General features: G+C 30.9%; 26 protein-coding genes and 1 pseudogene. 10 read left to right on the top strand and 17 right to left on the bottom strand.

The features are described 5' to 3' along the window. From nuoK to SR62_RS01885, 16 genes are all read right to left on the bottom strand, one after another. Positions 1–297, bottom strand: a complete 297-nt coding sequence (gene nuoK, locus SR62_RS01960) for an NADH-quinone oxidoreductase subunit NuoK (RefSeq protein ID WP_002858466.1) — start codon at positions 295–297, stop codon at positions 1–3. Continuing rightward, positions 294–812 carry an NADH-quinone oxidoreductase subunit J gene (locus tag SR62_RS01955; protein WP_002892167.1) on the bottom strand — a complete coding sequence of 173 codons (519 nt, stop codon included), beginning with the start codon at positions 810–812 and terminating at the stop codon, positions 294–296. The genes nuoK and SR62_RS01955 overlap by 4 nt, the downstream gene beginning before the upstream one ends. Next, complete coding sequence (nuoI, locus tag SR62_RS01950) at positions 809–1,450, bottom strand: NADH-quinone oxidoreductase subunit NuoI (protein WP_002892170.1); 642 nt, start codon at positions 1,448–1,450, stop codon at positions 809–811. The genes SR62_RS01955 and nuoI overlap by 4 nt, the downstream gene beginning before the upstream one ends. A gap of 9 nt (positions 1,451–1,459) precedes the next feature. Further along, complete coding sequence (nuoH, locus tag SR62_RS01945; protein ID WP_002892172.1) at positions 1,460–2,458, bottom strand: NADH-quinone oxidoreductase subunit NuoH; 999 nt, start codon at positions 2,456–2,458, stop codon at positions 1,460–1,462. Next, on the bottom strand, positions 2,451–4,913 hold the full coding sequence (locus tag SR62_RS01940; RefSeq protein WP_147502237.1) for an NADH-quinone oxidoreductase subunit G: 2,463 nt from the start codon (positions 4,911–4,913) through the stop codon (positions 2,451–2,453). Before SR62_RS01940 ends, nuoH begins: the two co-directional genes overlap by 8 nt. Next, entirely contained in the window at positions 4,910–5,602 is a 693-nt protein-coding gene (locus SR62_RS01935) for a hypothetical protein (RefSeq protein ID WP_002851266.1), read from the bottom strand. The genes SR62_RS01940 and SR62_RS01935 overlap by 4 nt, the downstream gene beginning before the upstream one ends. Next, positions 5,599–5,826: an NADH-ubiquinone oxidoreductase subunit E family protein gene (locus SR62_RS01930; RefSeq protein WP_002824979.1), complete on the bottom strand. Its 228-nt coding sequence runs from the start codon at positions 5,824–5,826 to the stop codon at positions 5,599–5,601. The genes SR62_RS01935 and SR62_RS01930 overlap by 4 nt, the downstream gene beginning before the upstream one ends. Beyond that, positions 5,823–7,049, bottom strand: a complete 1,227-nt coding sequence (nuoD, locus tag SR62_RS01925) for an NADH dehydrogenase (quinone) subunit D (RefSeq protein WP_002864417.1) — start codon at positions 7,047–7,049, stop codon at positions 5,823–5,825. The genes SR62_RS01930 and nuoD overlap by 4 nt, the downstream gene beginning before the upstream one ends. A 1-nt stretch (position 7,050) precedes the next feature. Then, the gene (locus SR62_RS01920; protein WP_072227233.1) at positions 7,051–7,845 is read right to left on the bottom strand and encodes an NADH-quinone oxidoreductase subunit C; all 795 of its coding nucleotides are present in this window, start codon (positions 7,843–7,845) and stop codon (positions 7,051–7,053) included. Continuing rightward, entirely contained in the window at positions 7,842–8,345 is a 504-nt protein-coding gene (locus SR62_RS01915) for a NuoB/complex I 20 kDa subunit family protein (RefSeq protein ID WP_002824974.1), read from the bottom strand. The genes SR62_RS01920 and SR62_RS01915 overlap by 4 nt, the downstream gene beginning before the upstream one ends. Further along, positions 8,327–8,716, bottom strand: a complete 390-nt coding sequence (locus SR62_RS01910) for an NAD(P)H-quinone oxidoreductase subunit 3 (protein WP_002824972.1) — start codon at positions 8,714–8,716, stop codon at positions 8,327–8,329. Before SR62_RS01910 ends, SR62_RS01915 begins: the two co-directional genes overlap by 19 nt. Before the next feature lie 112 nt (positions 8,717–8,828). After that, on the bottom strand, positions 8,829–9,494 hold the full coding sequence (locus SR62_RS01905) for an ATP-binding cassette domain-containing protein (protein ID WP_038816634.1): 666 nt from the start codon (positions 9,492–9,494) through the stop codon (positions 8,829–8,831). Continuing rightward, positions 9,487–10,197: an ATP-binding cassette domain-containing protein gene (locus SR62_RS01900; protein ID WP_011050003.1), complete on the bottom strand. Its 711-nt coding sequence runs from the start codon at positions 10,195–10,197 to the stop codon at positions 9,487–9,489. Before SR62_RS01900 ends, SR62_RS01905 begins: the two co-directional genes overlap by 8 nt. Then, on the bottom strand, positions 10,194–10,988 hold the full coding sequence (locus SR62_RS01895; RefSeq protein ID WP_002858931.1) for an ABC transporter permease: 795 nt from the start codon (positions 10,986–10,988) through the stop codon (positions 10,194–10,196). Before SR62_RS01895 ends, SR62_RS01900 begins: the two co-directional genes overlap by 4 nt. Then, positions 10,975–11,919: an ABC transporter permease gene (locus SR62_RS01890; RefSeq protein WP_002873028.1), complete on the bottom strand. Its 945-nt coding sequence runs from the start codon at positions 11,917–11,919 to the stop codon at positions 10,975–10,977. Before SR62_RS01890 ends, SR62_RS01895 begins: the two co-directional genes overlap by 14 nt. Further along, the gene (locus SR62_RS01885; protein WP_032603997.1) at positions 11,919–13,454 is read right to left on the bottom strand and encodes an ABC transporter substrate-binding protein; all 1,536 of its coding nucleotides are present in this window, start codon (positions 13,452–13,454) and stop codon (positions 11,919–11,921) included. The genes SR62_RS01890 and SR62_RS01885 overlap by 1 nt, the downstream gene beginning before the upstream one ends. A gap of 297 nt (positions 13,455–13,751) precedes the next feature. Here SR62_RS01885 and SR62_RS09465 point away from each other — a divergent pair, with 297 nt between their 5' ends. The 10 genes and pseudogenes from SR62_RS09465 to cgb all read left to right on the top strand — a co-directional run bounded on the left by SR62_RS09465 (position 13,752) and on the right by cgb (position 18,643). Beyond that, entirely contained in the window at positions 13,752–14,816 is a 1,065-nt protein-coding gene (locus SR62_RS09465; RefSeq protein ID WP_050552405.1) for a molybdopterin-dependent oxidoreductase, read from the top strand. Positions 14,817–14,828: 12 nt separating this feature from the next. Next, positions 14,829–15,458: pseudogene (locus tag SR62_RS09460) on the top strand (molybdopterin-dependent oxidoreductase); the annotation flags it as partial. Positions 15,459–15,480: 22 nt separating this feature from the next. Next, a complete protein-coding gene (locus SR62_RS09295) occupies positions 15,481–15,828 on the top strand; it encodes a hypothetical protein (RefSeq protein WP_050552407.1) in 348 nt (115 codons plus the stop codon). Next, entirely contained in the window at positions 15,732–16,091 is a 360-nt protein-coding gene (locus tag SR62_RS09290; RefSeq protein WP_230099882.1) for a molybdopterin dinucleotide binding domain-containing protein, read from the top strand. The genes SR62_RS09295 and SR62_RS09290 overlap by 97 nt, the downstream gene beginning before the upstream one ends. Positions 16,092–16,101: 10 nt before the next feature. After that, a complete protein-coding gene (locus tag SR62_RS01875; RefSeq protein WP_002892187.1) occupies positions 16,102–16,758 on the top strand; it encodes a DMSO/selenate family reductase complex B subunit in 657 nt (218 codons plus the stop codon). Further along, positions 16,745–16,909 carry a hypothetical protein gene (locus tag SR62_RS09125; protein WP_171823040.1) on the top strand — a complete coding sequence of 55 codons (165 nt, stop codon included), beginning with the start codon at positions 16,745–16,747 and terminating at the stop codon, positions 16,907–16,909. Before SR62_RS01875 ends, SR62_RS09125 begins: the two co-directional genes overlap by 14 nt. Next, on the top strand, positions 16,906–17,235 hold the full coding sequence (locus SR62_RS09120) for a hypothetical protein (RefSeq protein ID WP_187106211.1): 330 nt from the start codon (positions 16,906–16,908) through the stop codon (positions 17,233–17,235). Before SR62_RS09125 ends, SR62_RS09120 begins: the two co-directional genes overlap by 4 nt. Continuing rightward, positions 17,163–17,639 (top strand): DmsC/YnfH family molybdoenzyme membrane anchor subunit, encoded by a 477-nt coding sequence (locus tag SR62_RS09115; RefSeq protein WP_176692461.1) that lies wholly within the window; start codon positions 17,163–17,165, stop codon positions 17,637–17,639. Before SR62_RS09120 ends, SR62_RS09115 begins: the two co-directional genes overlap by 73 nt. 56 nt (positions 17,640–17,695) lie before the next feature. Further along, a complete protein-coding gene (locus SR62_RS01865; RefSeq protein ID WP_002892190.1) occupies positions 17,696–18,154 on the top strand; it encodes a molecular chaperone in 459 nt (152 codons plus the stop codon). 66 nt (positions 18,155–18,220) lie between these two features. Beyond that, positions 18,221–18,643 carry a single-domain globin Cgb gene (cgb, locus tag SR62_RS01860; protein ID WP_002858935.1) on the top strand — a complete coding sequence of 141 codons (423 nt, stop codon included), beginning with the start codon at positions 18,221–18,223 and terminating at the stop codon, positions 18,641–18,643. Between the two features lie 19 nt (positions 18,644–18,662). Here the strand turns inward: cgb and SR62_RS01855 are convergent, their stop codons facing one another. Further along, positions 18,663–20,294, bottom strand: coding sequence for a multidrug ABC transporter permease/ATP-binding protein (locus SR62_RS01855; RefSeq protein WP_147502236.1), 1,632 nt, complete (start codon positions 20,292–20,294; stop codon positions 18,663–18,665). Position 20,295 lies beyond the last annotated feature (1 nt).

Below are 20,295 nucleotides of genomic sequence, written 5' to 3'. Positions count from 1 at the left end.
CTAAGCCTCCACTTCTTTTAAGCTTTTTAATTCCAAAGTACCTTTTCTTCTATACCAAAGCACACACAAAGCTACACCAACAGCTACTTCACAAGCCGCTACACCCATGATAAAAAGTGCAAAAACCTGTCCATTTAAATCATTGTGCATTTTAGAAGCTGCTACTAAGGCTAAATTAGCACTATTTAATAAAATTTCACTCGAAATAAAAAGCATGATGAGATTTTGTCTTTTTAAAATCCCTACAAGCCCTATGACAAACATTAAAATAGCTATAAAAAAATACTTTTCTATCATTGTTTTTCCTTTGTTAGCTCTTTATGAGTAAGCACTATAGCACAAACTAAAGCAATCAAAAGCAAAATAGCTATAAACTCAAAAGCTAAAAGATATTTTGAAAAAATCGCTAAAGCCAGTTGTTTATTAAAATCAAACAAAGCAGGATCATTTAAAGGCAAATCCGTGCTGATATTTTGGTATTTAAAACCTATAAGCATGGCCAAAAGTAAAATCGCACTTAAAACCACCAAAGTAAAAAAACTTTTTTTAGCTTTAAGTTGTTCTTTAAATTCTTTAGAAGCATCAAAAAACATTATCGCAAAACTATAAAGTCCAAGCACAGCTCCACTATAAACAATAATTTGTATCACGCCTAAAAACTCTGCATCAAGTAAAAAATAAAATCCCGATAAAAACACCATTCCACCCGCTAAAGCAGAAAGAGAATAAAGCATATTTTTACTTAAAACCGCAATGCCAAAAAAACCTAAAACCACTACACTAAAAAATACAAAAGCCAAATTTTCTATCATTTGTTTTCTCCTTGCTCTTGTGTGTCTTGATTTTCTAAGGCTCTTTCAATCATCACATCGTAATAATTTGGTGTTTTTACCACCAATAAATCAGCATCTTTTCTAAGGCTTCCCGCTCCTTCAAATTCAACTTGATTTTTAAGCTTATCAATAGGAGTTAAAAAATCTTGCTTATAGCCAAAATAAGATCTTTGTTCAGCCGCATTTTCATACTCTGTTCCATGTACTATAGCAAGCTCAGGGCAAACCTCAGCGCAAAAACCACAATAAATACAACGCCCTAAATTAATACTATAATTTCCTACTTTTTTACGCCCATTTTCATCTAAAGAAGTTTCCATTCTAATACAATTGCTAATGCAAATTTTTTCGCAAAGCCCACAACCTATACATCTTTCGTTTTCGCTTTCTATAAAACGCATCAAACGATGAACAGCACGGTAACGATTGTCAAGCTTTACTTTTTCAAAAGGATATTTAATCGTAGCACTATTATTTCTCTTAAGTAATTCTCTCATCATCACAAAAAGCCCCACAAAAAGCTCTAATTTAACGCTTCTACGCAAAGCTTGTGAAATTTTCTCCCAAGTGCTAACAGGAGTTTTTCTTTTCTCATCTACTAAATAATAATTTTTCATATCAAACTCCTATAAAAGAACTGCTAAAGCAGTGATTAAAAGGTTTAAAACCGCTAAAGGGATTAAGATCAAATAGCACATTTTCATCACTTGATCTGGACGCAATTGCGGAAAAGCAGCTCTTGCCCAAAAATACCAAAAGAAAATAAAACTTGATTTTACTATCATCATAATCCAACCAGGAATAATCCAAAAGCTATTAAAACCCCCTAAAAACAAAAGAGTTACCAAAATAGCTCCAGCTATCATAGAAGCATATTCACCTATAAAAAACATACCCCATCTTAACCCCGAATACTCCGTTCCATAACCCGCTACAATTTCAGCATCATTTTCCGTCAAACAAAGCGGAGTTCTATTAGTCTCTATAAATAAAGCAATTATAAAAAGCACAAAAGCCAAAGGCTGTTTAAAAATAAGCCAAGAAAAAAATCCATCGCTTTGATAATTGTTGATATCCACCAAAGAAAAAGAACCTACAAGCATTACAATAGAAATCAAAGCTAAAGCTCCTACGCTTTCATAGGAGATAATCGCTACAAGCCCTCTTGCAGCCCCTAAAATCGACCATTTATTATTACTTGCAAGTCCACCCAAAAACACCGCATAAAAGCAAAGTCCTGAAGTGCCGATGACAAAAAGCAAAGCTACATTGATATCTGCCACTATAGGCTGAATCACCCTTCCAAATAAAGTAAATTCAGGTAGCATAGGAATAGCTGCTAAAGAAACAAAAGCACAAATAGCAGAAATCAAAGGCGCTATAGCAAAAATAAATTTTTGCGAATTTGAAGGGATTATATCTTCTTTAGTAAAAAGTTTTATCATATCAGCTACAAGTTGAATAAGCCCAAAAGGCCCTACCATATCAGGCCCTATGCGTCTTTGAAAATAAGCTAAAACCTTTCTTTCAGCATAAGTTGCAAGACCTGCTAAACTCGCAAATATTGCAATGATAATAATACATTTAATCAAAGTCTCTAAAGCAAAAAAAGCAAAATCACTCATGGTTTGCTCCTAATTTTTCTAAATTCGCCACAACAAATCTTTCATTAAAAAAGCTTAGCGTGTCAAGTTTTTCATCAAAATACGGTAAGAAAGCTCCATTTTTTATATCCTTATCCACACGCACACTAAGGCTTAATTCTTTATCTTTTATTTTAAGTTTTACAAGATCTTTATCTTTTAAATTTTTCTCTTTAGCTAAATTTTCACTTACACCTAAAAAAATCACCTCATTAATCGCACTAGCACGATTTGAAAATCTACCAAATTGATAGCTAGGATTAGCACTATAAAGCAAAATTTCATCTTCTTTTAGGCTTAAATTTTCAAAATTTGGAGAGATAAATTCTTTTTTAGCAACTTGTTTGAAACATTCTAAATTAAGCTCATATCCCCTTTTGCAATCGCCTGCATTGGTATAAAAATTGTCTAAATGATCAAAATCAATCGGAGAAAAACCTTTATTTATAGGGAGTCTCTTAGTATAATTTATAGTATATTCCTCATCAAAACCTAAAGCATTAGCCAAATCATTTAAAAAATATCCCTTAAATTCTAAAGCAGCGTTAGTTGGTACCACTCTTTTATCATAATTTAAAAAAGTTCCTTCTTGCTGATTTAAACTCGCACTAGCTAAATTTGCATGCTCTTCATAAGAAAAACTAAAATCACCTTTTTCATTGTAGCCTAAAGTCTTGCCTTCTTGTGCGTTTTTATCCAAATCACAAATCATAGCCACACCTAAGGTATTAGTATGCGTAGGATTTAAAAAGACTTTAAAAGGAGTAGTATTTTGGATCAAAGCAAGTAATTTAGCAAGTTTTTTCGCATTTTTATGAAAATAAAAATCACTCCCTATAACAAGAGTAAAATTTACTTTTTTAAGCAATAAATCTTCTAATTTATCTTCATCTATGCCTAAATTTTTAGCAAAAACAGAGCGTTGCACTTCTATGATTTTTTTTACTTTCTTAGGCACGACTTTTTTTACTTCTTTTTGGATTTCATTACCTTCTTCATCTTTTTCTATGACTTGTTCTACAACTTCTTCGTTGATACTTTCTTCTATTTCTTTATTTTCGCTAACAAAAAACTCTGCTAAATGAGTTTTGATACCTTCATCTTGGCTAAATTTTTGAAGTAAAAAATATAAAATTTGCTCTTCATCGCCACTTTTATGAATATGTGAAATAAAATTTTTAGAATATTTTACTATACCCATATCTTCCATAGGATGAAAATAAAGCCCTGAGCCTTTATTCATCACTAAAGCATTATTGATTTTATAGCTAAGCGTTGGAGCATCATATCTTAAAAGCATTCCAGCCACAACCAAAAAATCACTTTTTGTTATATCTTGAGTATTAGCACTATAAAACTCACCAGAATTAGCGATAAATTCTTGTAAAAATTCTTTAAATTTCAAAGCTTCTTCATTGGTCAAAGAAAGATTAAATTTCTTTTTTAAATTTTGCAAAATCAAAGCTTCTTCATTGGTAATAAAACTATTAAATTTAATGTTTTTAATTTCATTTTTCTCAAAAAGTTCCACAAGTTCTTTAAAGGCTTTTTCGTCTTTATCCGCCTCATTTTGCGTATCAAAAGCAAATCTTGCAGCCTTATTTAAACTCGCAAAGGCAAAATCATTACTCACACGATAAATTTTTTCTTTTTGATTGCTAATACCACTTTGCTTAATATCATAATACATCAACTCACAATCGCTTGAATGCGGATTTGAAGCAGGGATTCTTTTAAGTTCCCAAATATTTGAAGTGTATTGAAATTTCGAACCTATCAAAGCTCCTGTTGGGCATACGCTTGTACATTCTCCACAAAATGAACAATCAAGCGTGTCGCCATTTGCAGGACCTATCAAACTTTTTTGAAATTTAGTCCAAATCGCATAAGCATCTTTTCCCATGCTCTCTTTAAAGCTATTATCCACACTATCTCCGCCACGAGGAACAGTCTTTAAAGCACTTTCTCCGATTTTATCCTTACAAACTGTAATACAACGCTCACACACTATGCAAAGTGCGGGATCGTAATTAATCATTCCCCAATGTTTATGTGGTTTATGCGTGTCTTTAATCCAATGTTTTTGAACATTTACACGACTTTTATGAGTAAAATTTTGCAATTCACACTCGCCTGATTTATCGCAAACTCCACATTCTAAAGGATGATTGATACAATAAGCTTGCATGATCTCATTTCTTTCATCCCAAAGATTTTGTAAATCACTTTCTACAACCATACCCTCTTTTGCTTTAGTATTGCAAGAATATACCTTTTTACCATCAGCTTCAACCATACACATACGACAAGCCAAAGTAGGACTACAGCCCGAAAGATAGCAAATCGCTGGGATAAAAATATCATTTCTTCTTGCTATATTTAAGATATATTCGCCTTCTTCAAAGGCGCAATCTATACCATTAATCTTAACTGTCATTTTGCTTCCTTTATGCGAATTGGAGTAAAATCAAAACCATTATTTTCATAATTTAAAAAAGCTATGGTGCCTTGTAAATTTTCATCTAAACAAAGCTTAGTTTTAAAACTAAAATCTTTAGCTAAAATTTCAACTTCACTTTGATCTTTGCATTTTGCAATTTGTAAAAATTGCTTTGAACAATGTAAATTTTTATCTTGCAAATTTGCTCTAAAAAGCACTAACCCGTCATAATTATCGAGTTCTTTTAGGGTGTTTAATTTTGCCTTTTTAAAATCGCATTCTTCTTCATCGCTATCTAAAATCTTTAATCCATATTTTACACTTAGGAAATTCAAAAAATATTTGATATTTTCACTATCTTTATAAGAATGGATATTTTTATCTATAATTAAATACTTAACCTCTTTTAAAAAAGCAAGCACTTCGCCTGCTTCTTCCTCTCCAAAACAAGATTCAGCACTTAAATATCCCTCATCTAAATCGCAAAATTGTCCTTCATCGCTTAATTTACAAAGCAAGGCCAAAACAAAACTCAAACTTGCAATTTCGCATTTGTAAAATTTAGCTTTTAAGTTTTTATCTTCCAAACAAGAAATATTAATGCTATTTACACCTATTTTTTCACATAAATTTTTGTTTTTAAGGCTTGGCATATCTAAAAAACAAAGAGCATTATCATAAATCATACCCTCTCCTTTTTTATAACAATAGTCCAATCGACTTGATTAAATTTCAAAGAATTTAAAAGCTCACAGCCTTGTTCTTTTACAAAAGAAAAACTTTTTTCAACAGGAGAAAAATCGCCGATTTCAAAAAGCACCACTAAAACCTCACCTTGTTTTGCTTCTTTTATGATTTGTGCTAAATCTTCAAAAAGCTCTTTGCTTTTTCTTAAATCTACCCTTCTCATCGATCTATCTCACCTAAAACTATATTTACATTACCCATAATGGCTACAACATCAGCTAAATAAGTACCTACAAGCATTTCTTCAAAAAACGCACAATGCCAATAACTAGGCGTTCTAGCCTTTAAACGATAAGGTCTTCCTGTACCATCACTATGGATAAAAAAGCCAAGCTCACCTTTTGGACTTTCAGTAGGCACATAAACTTCGCCTTTAGGGGGTTTTAAACCTTGAGTGATTAAAACAAAATGCTGCATTAAAGAATAATTCTGCGTTAAAATTTGTTCCTTTGAAGCACTTACATACTCAGGATGCGTAGCTAAAATTTCAGGCGAAGTATCTTTATAAAGCATGGCACATTGTCTAAGGATTTTCAAACTTTCACGAAATTCTTGCATATAAACTTTATATCTAGCATAAGAATCTCCTTGCGTTGCATAAGGCACACCAAATTCAACTTCATTATAAAGCAAATAAGGCTCTTCTTTGCGTATATCGTATTTTATGCCACTTCCTCTTAACATCACACCCGTACAACCCCAATTTAAGGCTTGTTCTTTAGTAACCACACCTACATTTTCAGTTCTTAAACGCCAAATTCTATTATCATCTAAAAGATCTTCATAATCTTTTAAATCATTTGGAAATTTATCGCAAAATGCAAGCATTTCTTCTAAATAATTCTCAGGTAAATCAAGCATAACCCCGCCTATTCTCATAGAAGAATGTGTAAGCCTTGCACCACAATACTTTTCTATCAAATCCAAAACATATTCTCGTTCTCTAAAGCAGTATAAAAACACACTCATCGCACCAATATCAAGCGCATGAGTAGCAAGCCAAAGCAAATGCGATGTGATACGGTTTAATTCTAAAAGTATCATGCGTATCACTGCGGCACGGCGTGGAATCTCTAAACCACAAAGCTTTTCAACCGCTGCACAATAAGCATAATTATTCGCTGAAGCAGCGATATAGTCCATTCTATCAGTAGTAGGAATAAATTCTTGATAAATCATATTTTCAGCCATTTTTTCCATACCGCGATGCATATAACCTATACAAGGACGCGCTTTTACAACTTGCTCTCCATCGAGTTCTAAAATAAGACGCAAATTTCCATGCGCTGAAGGATGTTGAGGGCCTAAGTTGATAATCATTTTTGAGTCTTCTTGCTCAAAAGCTATATTTTCATAATAAGGTTTTAACTTGCTAGGAATTTGCATTTTAACGCCTTTTCTCTAAAATTTTTGCTTCATCACGTTTTACTTTTTTTACAAAAGCCACACCTTCATCTTCTTGATATTCTTGTTTAAAGGAAATTTCCTTCTTTTGACCACCTTTTGGCACTTCATGATAAAGTCTTGCAAAATTTAGCGTATCTTTATCATCAGCAAAACCAGAATCTCTTTGTTCTTCGCCCACTACTTCACGATATTCTTTGCCAAAAATTTTATCAATCTCATACCATCTTGCAAACTCATCGCCCTTTAAAGGATAAGTTTTCAAAAGCGGATGTCCAAACCAATCATCAGGCATTAAAATGCGTTTTAAATTGGGATGATTTATGATGAAAATTCCAAACATATCATAAATTTCTCTCTCACTCCAATTTGCCCCTTTAAAAACATGAGCCACGCTTTGTAAACGCTCTTTTACGCCTACAAAAGTTTTTATTCTCACTCTTAATTTTTTTTCTAAATTTAAAAGCTGATAAAACACTTCAAAACCATTTTTACTTGCTATAAAATCAATAGCGCTTGCTTCTGTAAAACTTAAATACCCTAAAGTTTTAAGCATTTGCAAAGTTTTAACATTGTCTTCTTTTTTAATTTCTATTACCCAAAAATCAAGTTCTACAAAGGAATTTAAAATTTCTACTTGAGTTTTTAAAACTTCAAAATCCTCTTTAAAAACACTTTCATTAACATCAGATTTTACAGTGTGTGGCGCGTGATAAAATCTATCTTTGTAGTAATTTTGAGTTTGAGCATTTTTTTTATCGCTATACTTTCTCATTATACCAACCTTTTAGGTGCGATTTTACGACTTGCTTTTTCTTTGCGGATCTTTTTTTGCAAAATCATCAAAGCAAACTGAAAACTTTCGGGGCGTGGAGCACAGCCTGGCACATAAATATCTACAGGTATAATTCTATCCACTCCTTGAACAGTAGAATAAGTATTAAACATACCGCCTGTATTGGCACAACTTCCCATAGAAATCACCCATTTAGGATCAGGCATTTGATCATAAAGTCTTCTTGTAAATTCAGCATGCTTTTTACATAAAGTTCCTGCAATAATCATTACTTCACTATGGCGTGGCGAAGCTCTAAAAATCGTTCCAAATCTATCAAAATCATATCTTGAACCCCCAGCCGCCATCATCTCAATCGCACAACAGGCAAGTCCATAAGATAAAGCCCATAAAGAATTACTCCTACCCCATTGAACTAGTTTATCAACACTAGTTAAAACTACGGGTAAACCACTTGCATAATTTATTTGATGCTCTGCCATGCAAACGCTCCTTTTTTATAAGCATATAAAAATCCAACTCCTAAAAGTACGATAAAAACAAAAACTTCTAAAAGTCCAAACCAACCTAAATCTTTAAAAATCAAAGCCCAAGGAAATAAAAACACAACTTCTATATCCAAAAGTATGAAGATTAAGGCGATGATGAAAAATTGAGAGTTAATCTTGTTAGCTTGTTTAACAGGAATAGGACCACATTCATAAATTCCAAGTCCTAATTTTTTGCGATTTTTTGCGGCAAAATTATTACCGATTTTTGAAGCTAAAAAAACCAGTCCGAAAAAAATAACACTAGCAAGTACTAGCATTAAAAAAATACCAAAATAAGGATGCGAAGCATCTATATGAGACATTTATTCTCCTTTTTTAAAGCACTTTAATCACTCCACAACAAAAATTAAATTTACACTTTTCTTTATTTTACTCTAAACTTTCTATATTGAAACTTATATTAAAAAATATTTTTTAAAGTTTTAATTTTTTATGATTAAATTTATAAAAAAGATCACTTTGATGGGTTATAAATATATAAGAAATATTATTTTTTTGCTGATAGTCATATAAAAAAGTTAAAATTTCTTTAGAAGTTTTAATATCAAGTGCTGAAGTAATTTCATCTAAAATCAACAATTTAGGATTTAAAACCAAAGCACGGATAAGACCTACACGCGTGGCTTCTCCTCCACTTAACTCATAGGGTTTTTGTTTTAAAATTTGCTTTTTTAGACTAAAAAAATCAAAAAATTCTAAAATCAAGTCATCATTCTTTTGTAAATTAAAATTTTCCAAACCATCTTGTATAAGATTTTTGATTTTTTTATAAGGGTTTAAAGCCATTTTTTGATCTTGAAAGCAATACTGAATTTGCTTTCTTAAAAGTCTTTGTTTGTTTTTATCAAGCTTGTGCAAGTTAAGATTTTCATACCATACCTCACCTTCACTTGGATCTTCTAAAAAACAAAGAATTCTAGCTAATGTGCTTTTACCTGCACCACTTTTACCTAAAATTATTAAATTGTCATTTTCATTTAAAGAAAAATTGACATTATCAAAAATAATATGTCTTTCTTTTTTTAAATACCAATGCTTTTTAAGCTCATAAAACTTACTTAAATTACAAACTTTAAGCATTATAATACCTTAAAAACTCATCTAAGCTATATAAATTTGAACTATTTTTTTCTAGCATAAGAATTTCATCTGCTAAAGAATTTACCAAATTTAAATCATGAGTGATACAAACTAAGGCTGCAGTATTTTTTAATTCTTCTAAAATCGATATGATCTTTGAAGCGTTTTCTTTATCCAAAGAAGCTGTGATTTCATCACAAATTAAAATTTGGGGTTGATTTAATAATGCCAAAGCTAGGCTCACCCTTCTTGCCATACCCAAACTTAATTCATTAGCATAAGAATGCCACAAACGATCAAGATTTTCAAATCCTAATTTTTGAAAATAAGAAAAAGCGTAATCTTTTCTTTCTTTTTGTTTTAATTTTGTATGAGTTTTTAAAACAAGATGACATAAATTTCCAATATCCAAATAAGGATAAAGACTAAGCTCTGCATCTTGCAAAACAAGTGCCACCTTAGAACGAAAATTTCTAAGTTCTTCTTTGTTAAAATTAAAAATGCAAGAATTATGAAAACTTAATTCATCAAAACTTATTGTGAAATTAGAATCTAAAAGTCTTACCAAAGCTTTTCCTAACAAACTTTTACCCACTCCACTTTGTCCTAGTATCATTAAAGTTTTACCTGTTTTTATATCTAAATTAATATCCTTAAGCAATAAATTATTCTTCAAACTGATATTTAAATTTCTTACCTTCAAGATCTTATACCCCAAATTTTTTGTAAAAAATTACCCAACCATAAAAGAGGTAAAAACAACAAAAGCAAGCTTAAAAGTGGAAAAAGTATCATCCACCAAGCGCCTATAAAAACTGCTTTTGAAGACTCACTCAAAAGAGTACCTAAAGTTGGAATTTCAAATCCTAAACCCAGTCCAAAAAAACTCAAAGTAGCTTCTGTGGCTATAGCATGAACGATATTAAATATAAAAAGTGTAAAAATCAGTGTTTTTAAAGCAGGTATTAAATCTTTAAAAAAAGCTCTAAATTTAGTTCTTCCAAGCACTATATTTGCTTTGTAAAAATCTAAATTTTCAAGTCTTTTTAATTCACTTTCTATAATTCTTGCTATGAAACACCAATGAATTAAAGCGATTAAAAAAATCATCAAAAACACATCAGAAGTTATCATACTTTGAAAAAACATCATAAGTAAAAAAGCAGGCAAGGCTAAAAAAAACTCTAAAATACGCATCCAAAAAACATAAAAAAAACATCGCGCTAAAAACAAATAGCACAAAGCAAAGATAATAGACAATAAAGATCCACCAACACCTATAATCAAAGAATTTCTCAAAGCAAAAAGCAAACGAGAAAACAAATCTCTGCCTAAAAAATCAGTCCCTAAAATATAAGTAAAATTAGGAGCTTGATGCAAATTTTCTAAATGAGTACTTAAAATATCAAAAGGAGCCAAAAAAGGTGCAAACAAGGCGCATAAAAACAAAAAAATTAAAGGCGCAAGAATGATAAGAAATTTAAACAAAATCAAGCCTTCTTAATCTAGGATTTAAAATCCTAGCTACAATATCACTTAAAAATGTAAAAAATGCCGCAAGCAAAACACTAAAAAATATAAGCGCAAGCACAACAGGATAATCTTTAAAAATAATACTTTTAAAAAGTAAAGACCCAAGCCCCTCGTAAGCAAAGACACTTTCTACCACATAAGTTCCCATCATAAAACTTAAAGCACTTCCCCCAAAATAAGCCACAATAGGACTTAAAGAATATTTCAAAACTAAAAAATAAATATCTTTCTCCCTTAAAGCCCTAGCGTATAAATTTTGAATAAAAATTTGAGAAAAACTTTCATTGATAAAATTTCTAGCAATCCTTAAAAATAACGCCAAATGTGATAAAACGAGCACCAAAACAGGCAAAATCAAATGCTCTAAACGATTTAAAAAATCATCTTCAAAACCTATATCACTGCTTCCCATAACAGGCAAAATTTTCCAAAAAATTCCAAAAATCAAAACAAACAATAAAGCCAAAACAAAAGGAGGTAAAGCAAAAAAATTAAAAGCTAAAAAAGTAATAATTTTATCTATAAAACTTTCTTTATAATAATATCCCAAAAGTGCCAAAAAAACACTGAGTAAAAATAAAAGCATTAAGGCACTAAAACCCAAAATAAAAGTATTAAAAATTCTTTCTTTTATAAGCTTTAAAACACTTTCTCCGCTTAAAAAAGAAACTCCCAAATCTCCTTTTAAAGCCTTAAAAAGCCAAATTTTATACTGCTCTAGCAAAGGCTTATCAAGCCCTAAATTTTGTTCTATTCTTTGAACAAATTCTTTACTTTGTGAATTAACTCCATTAGCATAAGCTATACTGCCTTTACTAAAATAAAGTAAAACAAAACATAAAAAAGTGCTAAAAAATGCTATGAAAATACTAAAAACTAAGCGTTTTAGCACTATTTACTCCACTCATAAACATTCCAAGTAAAACCCACTCCGTGATGACCTAAAGTCCTTGTTTTGATACCTTTTAAATCTTTATTATAAACTAAAGCAAAATCAAGATAAGCTAAAAAAATAAAAGGAGGATTTTCATACAAAGCATCTATAAAATCTTTATAATATTTTTTTCTCTCTTCCAAATTTGAAGTATTTCTTGCTTTTTGCAAGGCTATATCCACTTTTTTATCATGATAATGTCCAAAATTCCAACCCTCATCATTTAAAGCACTATCTTGCGAACTTTCAAATACCCTAAAAGTGTGAAAATCAGGATCTAAAGGACTTCCCCAGCCTATTAAAAAACTATCTACTTTAGAATAATCAAAACTTCCAGCAGGTTTAGCCACCACCTTGCTTACAACTCCTATTTTTCTAAATTCGCTTTGCAAAATTCCAGCTAAACTTACCCTTAAAGGATCATTACTCATCGCCCAAATTTCAAATTCTAAAATTTTCCCTTCTTTTTCAAAATTTCCATCTTTATTTTTCTTAAAACCTGCACCTACAAGCAAATCCTCGGCTTTTTTAGGATCATATTTGTAAATTTTAAAATTCTTAGAATTTGCCCAAGAACGCTCTAAAGGGTGATTGGCTACAAAAGCATAATCATGTAAAAGATTTTTTACTATACTTTCTTTATCAACTGCGTAATTTAAGGCTTGTCTTACTTTTAAATCTTTTAAAAATTCATTATCAAAATTAAACATTAAAGCCCGATAATCAGCCGATTTTTCACGCAAAATTCCAAAATTTTCATCATTTTTAAAAATATTTAGCAAAGAAACATCGATTAAAGCTGCGTCTATCTTGCCATTTTTAAGCTGAGCACTAGCTATAGAAGGATCAAAAATGTGTTTTATAATAAGTCTTGGAGTTTTTACCTTATCAAGATAAAAATGTTCATTGGCTTTAAATTCAACATATTCACCTTTTTTCCATTTTACAAATTTATAAGGACCTGTACCTATAGGATTTTGATTAAAAGAGCTTGTGTTTAAATTCTCATTTTCAAGCAAATGTTTAGGAAGCATACCTATGCTTAAAGCATCCAAAAATGCAGGATAAGGCTTAAAAAGTGTGATTTTCACATGAGAAGGATTTAAAATTTCCACACTTTTAATGTCTTTAAAATTGACATAAATAGAAGAATTGTTTTTAGGATCTTTAAAGGCTTCTATACTAAATTTCACATCATCAGCACTAAATTTGACTCCATCATGCCATAAAACATCATCTCTTAAAAAAATATCATAAACAAGCCCGTCTTTACCAACATCCCAAGACTTAGCCAAATCAGGTTTTAAACTCATATTTTCATCAAAACGCGTAAGCCCTGAAAATACAAGATTAATCACTGCATCATGATCCTCACTATAAGCAGGATTTATCCTTGCGATTTCATTTTCAACTGCTATAATAAGTGTATCTTTTGGGATTTTTGCTTCTAAATTCGCAAACAACAACATTGCAAAAATTAAAAATCTCAACATAAAAAACCTTTTTATTTTAATAACGCACAAAATTATAAAACAAAAAAGCTCAACTCGCAAGCCTATACGGGGGATAAAGCTATATTTTAGTTATAAATTTATATTTAAATACTATTTTAATAAATTTTTATCATTATATTATTCAAATTTTTATTTTTTGAGGTTAAATTCATAAACGAAAAATTCATTATAAAACCTATATTTAGGAGTTTTAAAGTCTTAATTTTAATTGAATAAAATTATTATTTGTACTATAATCGCAATTACTTTTTTGTCACATAAATGTAAGGAGATAACATGGAACAAAATCGTAGAGATTTTTTAAAATGGAGTTCTTTGTTTGGCGGCTTAACCTTAAGTCCTATAAGTCTAAGTGCAAATTTATTAAAAACTCCACCATTGATCAGCAAATGGGCTGGATGTAATGTGAATTGCGAAACAAAATGTCCTGTAAAAGTGCATACTCAAGATGGAATTATTAAATATGTTAGTACTGATCATGAAGGTGATGATAGCTTTGATAATCGTCAAGCAAGAGCCTGTATTAGAGGGCGTAGTTCAAGATATAAAGTTTACAATGCAAATCGCTTAAAAAGAGTGGGAAAAAGAGGCGAAGGTAAATTTATGCCTATTTCTTGGGAACAAGCTTTTGATGAAATTTCTGCCAAAATGCAAGAAATTAAAGAAAAATACGGCAATGAAGCCTTTTATATAAATTATGCAACAGGAACAATAATCAATCGCTGTACACAAGGTCCATGGGCTAGACTTTTAAGTCTTTATGGTGGTTATTTAAATTATCATAATTCTTATTCTACGGCTCAAATTTCAAATGCTATGAATTTTTTCTATGGTGGATCTCCTGCTAGCGATATATACACTTTACGCTCTGCAAAATTAGCTATATTTTTTGGAGCAAATCATATTGAAACTAGAATGGGAGGTGGTGGAGTAGGCTATGCTTATCAAAAAGCCTTAGAAGAAAGTGGATGTAAAATAATTCACATTGACCCAAGATACAATGATTCTATGATAGGGCATTGCGATGAGTGGATACCTATAGCACCAGGAACCGATGCAGCTTTAATTGCTACACTAACTTATGTGATGATAAAAAAAGATTTACTTGATAGAACTTTTCTTGATAAATACACCATAGGCTTTAGCGAAAATACTCTGCCACAAGATGCAGCCAAAAACTCAAGCTATGAAAGCTATGTTTTAGGACTAAACGATGGAGTAGAAAAAACTCCTGATTGGGCTAGCAAGATTACAAAAATTCCGGCACGCCGCATAGTTCAACTTGCAAGAGAAATTGCCACCATAAAGCCTTGTTTTATAGAACAAGGTTGGGGAGTGTAAAGACATTCAAATGGAGAACAAAATGCAAGGGCGATAGCAACTCTAGCTTGTATTACAGGAAATATTGGCATAGAAGGTACAAATACAGGATGTCGAACAGGGTCAAGTAAAACATATGATATAATGGGTATGCCTTTTAAAAATCCAATAAAAGATTCCATTCCTTGTTTTTTATTTACAGACGCTATTTATCGCGGAAAAGAAATGACAGATATTAGTGATGGGGTGCGTGGCACAACACAATTAAAACAAAATATTAAATTTATTTTCAATACAGCAGGAAATTGCCTTACAAATCAGCACAGCACCATTAAAGAAGCGCATGATATTTTAAGCGATGAGAATTTGTGTGAATGTATAGTAGATATTAATGTAACTAGAACTCCATCAAATAACTACGCAGATTATATCTTACCTGATGCAACTATGCTAGAGCAAGAAGATTTTATAAGACCTAGCGCAGGATATTATAGCAATAAGCCTTATATTATTTATTGTCAAAAAGCTATCGAGCCAGTTAGTGAAGCAAAACCTATTTATGAAATGTGTCTTGAACTTGCTAAAAGACTTGGTATAGAAAAAGAATTTAGCGAAGGAAGAACACAAAAAGATTGGCTAAAAACCTTTATGAAGAAAGTATGAAAAAAACCACTTTTACCTAGTTTTGAAGAAATGTGCAAAAAAAGGACTTGTAAAATTTGAGCCTGTAAAACCTGTAGTGGCATTACAAAGTTTTATAAAAGATCCTATCAATAATCCTTTAAAAACTCCTAGCGGAAAGATAGAAATTTATAGCACAAAACTCGCACAAATGCAAAAAACTTGGAAATTAAAAGAAGGACAACAAATAGTGCCTATTCCTGTTTTTGAAAGCCAAAGAGAAGGGATTTTGGATCCATTAAAAAAAAGTATCCTTTGCAATTTTTTGGCTATCACTACAAAGGCAGAACGCATTCTAGCTTTTGGGAAATTCCACAAATTAGAGAAGCTAATCCGCAAGAAATTTGGATAAATACCATAGATGCAGAGCAAAGAAGTATCAAAACGGGCGATGTGGTGCAAGTAAGAAATGACTTAGGAATCATACAAGGCATAGCAAAAGTTACTCCAAAAATCATACCAGGTTGTGCAGTAACCCCACAAGGTGCATGGGCAAAATATGAAAATGGTATCGATATGGGAACTTGTGTAAATTCTTTGGCAAGTATAGTACCAACTGCTATTTCTAAAGGAAATGGACAACATTCTATTTTAGTTGAAATTGCAAAAGTTTAAGGAGAAAAAGATGAAATTAGAAGAAAATTCACAATTTGGTTTTATGCTAGATCAAAGCAAATGCGTAGGCTGTAGGACTTGCTCGCTTTCTTGCAAGGATTATAAAAACATGCCTGTGGGGGTTAATTTTCGCCGTGTATTTGAGACTGAAGGGGGAAATTGGACAGCTAAAGAAGATGGAAGTTTTGAGCAAAATGTTTTTGCTTACTACACTTCTATTTCTTGCAATCATTGTTCTAATCCATCTTGTCTTAAAGCTTGTCCAACTGGTGCAACAATGAAAATAAAATGGGGAATAGTAGCAATCGATGATAGTATGTGTATAGGCTGCAAAGCTTGTGCTATGGCATGTCCTTATGGCGCACCTCAATTTAACCATGAAAGTGGTCATATGAGCAAATGCGATGGGTGTTATGAGAGATTAAAAGAAGGTAAAAATCCAATTTGCGTGGACTCTTGTCCTTTTAGAGCATTAAAAGCAGGCGATATAACAAAACTGAGAGAAGAACATGGAAATTTAGCCTCTATCACACCTTTACCTGATGCTTCTATCACGCATCCGAATTTATGTATAGTGCCTGAAAAACATAGTTTGCCTTCAGGTAATAAAAGTGCGATTTTTCATCTACCTCAAAACTACCAAGGAGTTAAAAATGACATCATTTAATCACATTTTAAGCGAAATGCCTTTGGTGTTATTTACTATTTTAGCACAAGCTGTAATTGGACTTAGTTTGGTTTATGCACCTGCATTTATAAATGGTTACAAAAATTATGCAAATTTAAAGTCTTTTGGATTAGCCTTAGAATTGCAATGATGGTTGCTTTTATCCCTTCATTTTTTCATTTAAATGATATTACACACATTTTTAATGTATTAAATAGAATGGGTGTTTTTTATGCAAACAATGAGTGGTACATAGGCTGGATGAATAATGAAATTTTATTTGTATCTCTTGTGTGTGCTTTGGGTTTTTTACTTTATCTAAAAACTTCAAATTGGGTGTTTTATCTTACGCTAATATGTGGAATTTTAGGACTTTTCTTTATGAGTGGAGCTTATATGGCTCCATGCAAGAAAGTGTGCCTACTTGGGATTTTAAGATCACTTTGCTTTATTTTTTTGCTAGTGCTATATTTTTAGGCGCTATTGTTTATTATTGTTTTTTTGAAAATAGCGAACATGAAAGAAAAATGTCGTTTTTTACAGGACTTATAGGTATAGGGCTTTTAAGCACTGCTATAGTTTTGCAAACCCTACATGTAGGACAAACTTGGATTATGGGGCTTGTAAACCCTTTTGAACTTTTAGGTGGAACCTATGATTGGTTTATATCGCTTTCTTTTGCATTCTTAGGACTTGGGACTGTTACTTGGTATTTGCATAATTATTTACATGAAAAATTTAAAAGTAAATTTTTTGCTTATTTTGCCCTACTTTGTGCATTTTTAGGGGTATTTACCACCAGAATGCTATTTTATGGACTTATATGTTGGGACATTCTTAATGCAAAAATTAGCAATAGATATATTTATCAATTTTTGTAAAATCCACCTAATCATTTTTTGCTAAAAAAACTTAAAAAAGAAGAATTCTGGCAAAATTGGTTTTTAAAAATAATAGCAAATTGCAATACACCGCTTTAAAGCTTTTATCATCTTCAAACGAAGATGATAAATTAATAGCAAGTGATTTTACATCTTTGTTTTTAAGCGATGTTGATTATGTAAAAGCACCGCCTTTTGCTTCTTTTTATCTTGATGAAAATAAAGAAATTTATTCAGATAATTCTGATAAAATTAAGCAAATTTTTGTGCAAAATAACTTTTTTTCTTTTTTTAATAAAGAACCTGCAGATAGCTTGATAAATGAATTATTATTTATTAGTTTTTTAATCAAAAAACAAGATGATATAATTTTGCAAAAATTCTTAAAAGAAGAATTTTTTACTTGGTTTAACATGTGGAGTTTTGATGTTATCAATAAAGCTAAAACACATTTTTATAAAGCATTAACAATGTTAATGCAAGACTTTTTCAATCAACTAAATACAAAATTTTAACACAAGTCAATTTTTTTCTCCTTTTTAAGATATAAAATATCTCTTTTACAACAAAAAGGAGAAATTATGACAAAAGAACAAATTCAAATCATCAAAGATTGTGTGCCTATTTTGCAAAAAAATGGAGAAGATTTAACCAATGAGTTTTATAAAATAATGTTTAATGATTATCCTGAGGTAAAACCTATGTTTAATATGGAAAAACAAATTTCAGGAGAACAACCAAAAGCTTTAGCGATGGCGATTTTAATGGCAGCTAAAAATATAGAAAATTTAGAAAATATGAGAAACTTTGTTGATAAAGTTGCCATAACTCATGTTAATTTAGGGGTTAAAGAAGAGCATTATCCTATAGTTGGAGCTTGCCTTTTAAAAGCTATTAAAAATCTTTTAAATCCTGACGAAGCTACTCTTAAAGCTTGGGAAGTTGCTTATGGAAAAATTGCTGAATTTTATATCAATATAGAAAAAAAGCTCTATGATAAATAATATAAGCCCATTTTGGGCTTTAATCAAATTTTTCTACTAAATTTTTAGCTAATTCCTTTATATTCTCACCCTTTAATTCGCTGATTTCACCATTTTGAGCCAAGAAAATTCTATCAGCACTATCAAAATATGCATCATCATGTGTGATAGCAAAGATTGTTTTACCTTGCTCTTTTAGCAAAGGTAAAAGTTTTTTATAAAAAAATCTTCTAAAAACAGGATCTTGATCAGCCGCCCATTCATCAAGCACTAAAATATCCCTTTCTTCAAGCAAGGCTATAAGCATAGCTAAACGCTTTTTTTGCCCTGTAGAAAGTTTGGTTAAGGTCAGTTCATTATCTTTGACACTTGTTTTATCTTTAAGTTCTAAAAACTCCAACCAAAAAGCAATTTTTTCTTCGCTTGCAAAATTTTCTTTATTTAAGGTTTTAGTAAAAAGATGAAAATCGCTAAAAACAGCAGAAATAAGAGATCTATACTCATCTAAATTTTTATCATCTATAAGCGTATCATCAACATAAATTCCGCCTTTGCTTGGCTTAAAAAGTCCTGTCAAAAGCATACAAAAAGTGGATTTACCACTTCCATTTTTACCTATTAAAAATACCAATTCACCTTTTTTAAGTTCTATATTTACAGGATTTAAATGAAAATTTTCTTCATAAGCAAATTGAGTATTTCTAAAAGAAATTTTTTTCCATTCACTGATATAATGTGTTTTTTTAAAACCTTCTATATAATCATCTAATTCCAATTTTGCGATCTTATCCAAAGCGATTTTTGCCAAAAGCAAAGTAGGAAAAGATCCTATCATAGATACTAAAGGGGTTCGTAAAAACAAAATAGAAAGAGCTATAGTTGTAGCATCTGCAACACTTGCCCATTCAAATTTTAAAGCTAAGTAAAACTCTACACCCACTAAAGCCAAAAGAGTTACATTTGTCCAGTTGTTTGAGAGATTGTTAAAAAGATTACCTAAAGTACTATTTTTCTTTTTCAATCTTGCATTATTTTCAAATTCATCTTCATAATAAAGCTTGGCTCTATCACGATTGATCAAAAGTTCTTTATGTCCATCTAGTATATTTTGGTAATTATTTTGCAAAGCATCATCATTTTCCCTTGCCTTTCTAAAATACTGATATACTTTCATCATCAAAAAATTATTAGTAATAAAAATAACCATAATCCATACCACACACAAAGCAAAAATTTGTGGTGAAAGATAACATAAATAAACACTAGTGCATAAAATCAATATACTTGATTGTAAAAAATCAGGCAATCTTAAAAGCCCAAAAGATATATTTCTCACATCACTTCCCAAAGAAGCTAGAATTCTTGCCTTGCCCACTTTTGCAACTTTTAACAAAGGAGTATCTAAGATCTGTTTTACCACGCGTCTTTGCATCTTAAAAATGAAATTTTGACCAAAAACACTTAATCCTAACTCTACTATGGTAGAGCTAAGAAAAAATACTATAAGCAAAGCGATAAAGTATAAAATAGGAATATTTTGTGTATTTTTAAGTAAATAATCATTGATAAAGACTAGGGTTAAAACCCCTACAGCGCTTGTAATAAAAGAAAAAATCAAAAAAGAGATGAATTTAAATTTATTTTGTTTAAGCAATTCTAAAATAAAAGGCATT

This window comes from Campylobacter sp. 2014D-0258 (genome assembly GCF_008000495.1).
GTDB classification, from domain to species: domain Bacteria; phylum Campylobacterota; class Campylobacteria; order Campylobacterales; family Campylobacteraceae; genus Campylobacter_D; species Campylobacter_D jejuni.
The sequence above is the reverse complement of the archived record's forward strand: the minus strand, read 5'-3'. Positions and strand labels throughout refer to the sequence as shown.

Coding starts and splice junctions, on each gene's coding strand:
- nuoK (WP_002858466.1), bottom strand. CDS start 297: ATGATAGAAAAGTATTTTTTTATAGCTATTTTAATGTTTGTCATAGGG.
- SR62_RS01955 (WP_002892167.1), bottom strand. CDS start 812: ATGATAGAAAATTTGGCTTTTGTATTTTTTAGTGTAGTGGTTTTAGGT.
- nuoI (WP_002892170.1), bottom strand. CDS start 1,450: ATGAAAAATTATTATTTAGTAGATGAGAAAAGAAAAACTCCTGTTAGC.
- nuoH (WP_002892172.1), bottom strand. CDS start 2,458: ATGAGTGATTTTGCTTTTTTTGCTTTAGAGACTTTGATTAAATGTATT.
- SR62_RS01940 (WP_147502237.1), bottom strand. CDS start 4,913: ATGACAGTTAAGATTAATGGTATAGATTGCGCCTTTGAAGAAGGCGAA.
- SR62_RS01935 (WP_002851266.1), bottom strand. CDS start 5,602: ATGATTTATGATAATGCTCTTTGTTTTTTAGATATGCCAAGCCTTAAA.
- SR62_RS01930 (WP_002824979.1), bottom strand. CDS start 5,826: ATGAGAAGGGTAGATTTAAGAAAAAGCAAAGAGCTTTTTGAAGATTTA.
- nuoD (WP_002864417.1), bottom strand. CDS start 7,049: ATGCAAATTCCTAGCAAGTTAAAACCTTATTATGAAAATATAGCTTTT.
- SR62_RS01915 (WP_002824974.1), bottom strand. CDS start 8,345: ATGGCAGAGCATCAAATAAATTATGCAAGTGGTTTACCCGTAGTTTTA.
- SR62_RS01910 (WP_002824972.1), bottom strand. CDS start 8,716: ATGTCTCATATAGATGCTTCGCATCCTTATTTTGGTATTTTTTTAATG.
- SR62_RS01905 (WP_038816634.1), bottom strand. CDS start 9,494: ATGCTTAAAGTTTGTAATTTAAGTAAGTTTTATGAGCTTAAAAAGCAT.
- SR62_RS01885 (WP_032603997.1), bottom strand. CDS start 13,454: ATGTTGAGATTTTTAATTTTTGCAATGTTGTTGTTTGCGAATTTAGAA.
- SR62_RS09465 (WP_050552405.1), top strand. CDS start 13,752: ATGGAACAAAATCGTAGAGATTTTTTAAAATGGAGTTCTTTGTTTGGC.
- SR62_RS01875 (WP_002892187.1), top strand. CDS start 16,102: ATGAAATTAGAAGAAAATTCACAATTTGGTTTTATGCTAGATCAAAGC.
- SR62_RS09125 (WP_171823040.1), top strand. CDS start 16,745: ATGACATCATTTAATCACATTTTAAGCGAAATGCCTTTGGTGTTATTT.
- SR62_RS09120 (WP_187106211.1), top strand. CDS start 16,906: ATGATGGTTGCTTTTATCCCTTCATTTTTTCATTTAAATGATATTACA.
- SR62_RS09115 (WP_176692461.1), top strand. CDS start 17,163: ATGCAAGAAAGTGTGCCTACTTGGGATTTTAAGATCACTTTGCTTTAT.
- cgb (WP_002858935.1), top strand. CDS start 18,221: ATGACAAAAGAACAAATTCAAATCATCAAAGATTGTGTGCCTATTTTG.
- SR62_RS01855 (WP_147502236.1), bottom strand. CDS start 20,294: ATGCCTTTTATTTTAGAATTGCTTAAACAAAATAAATTTAAATTCATC.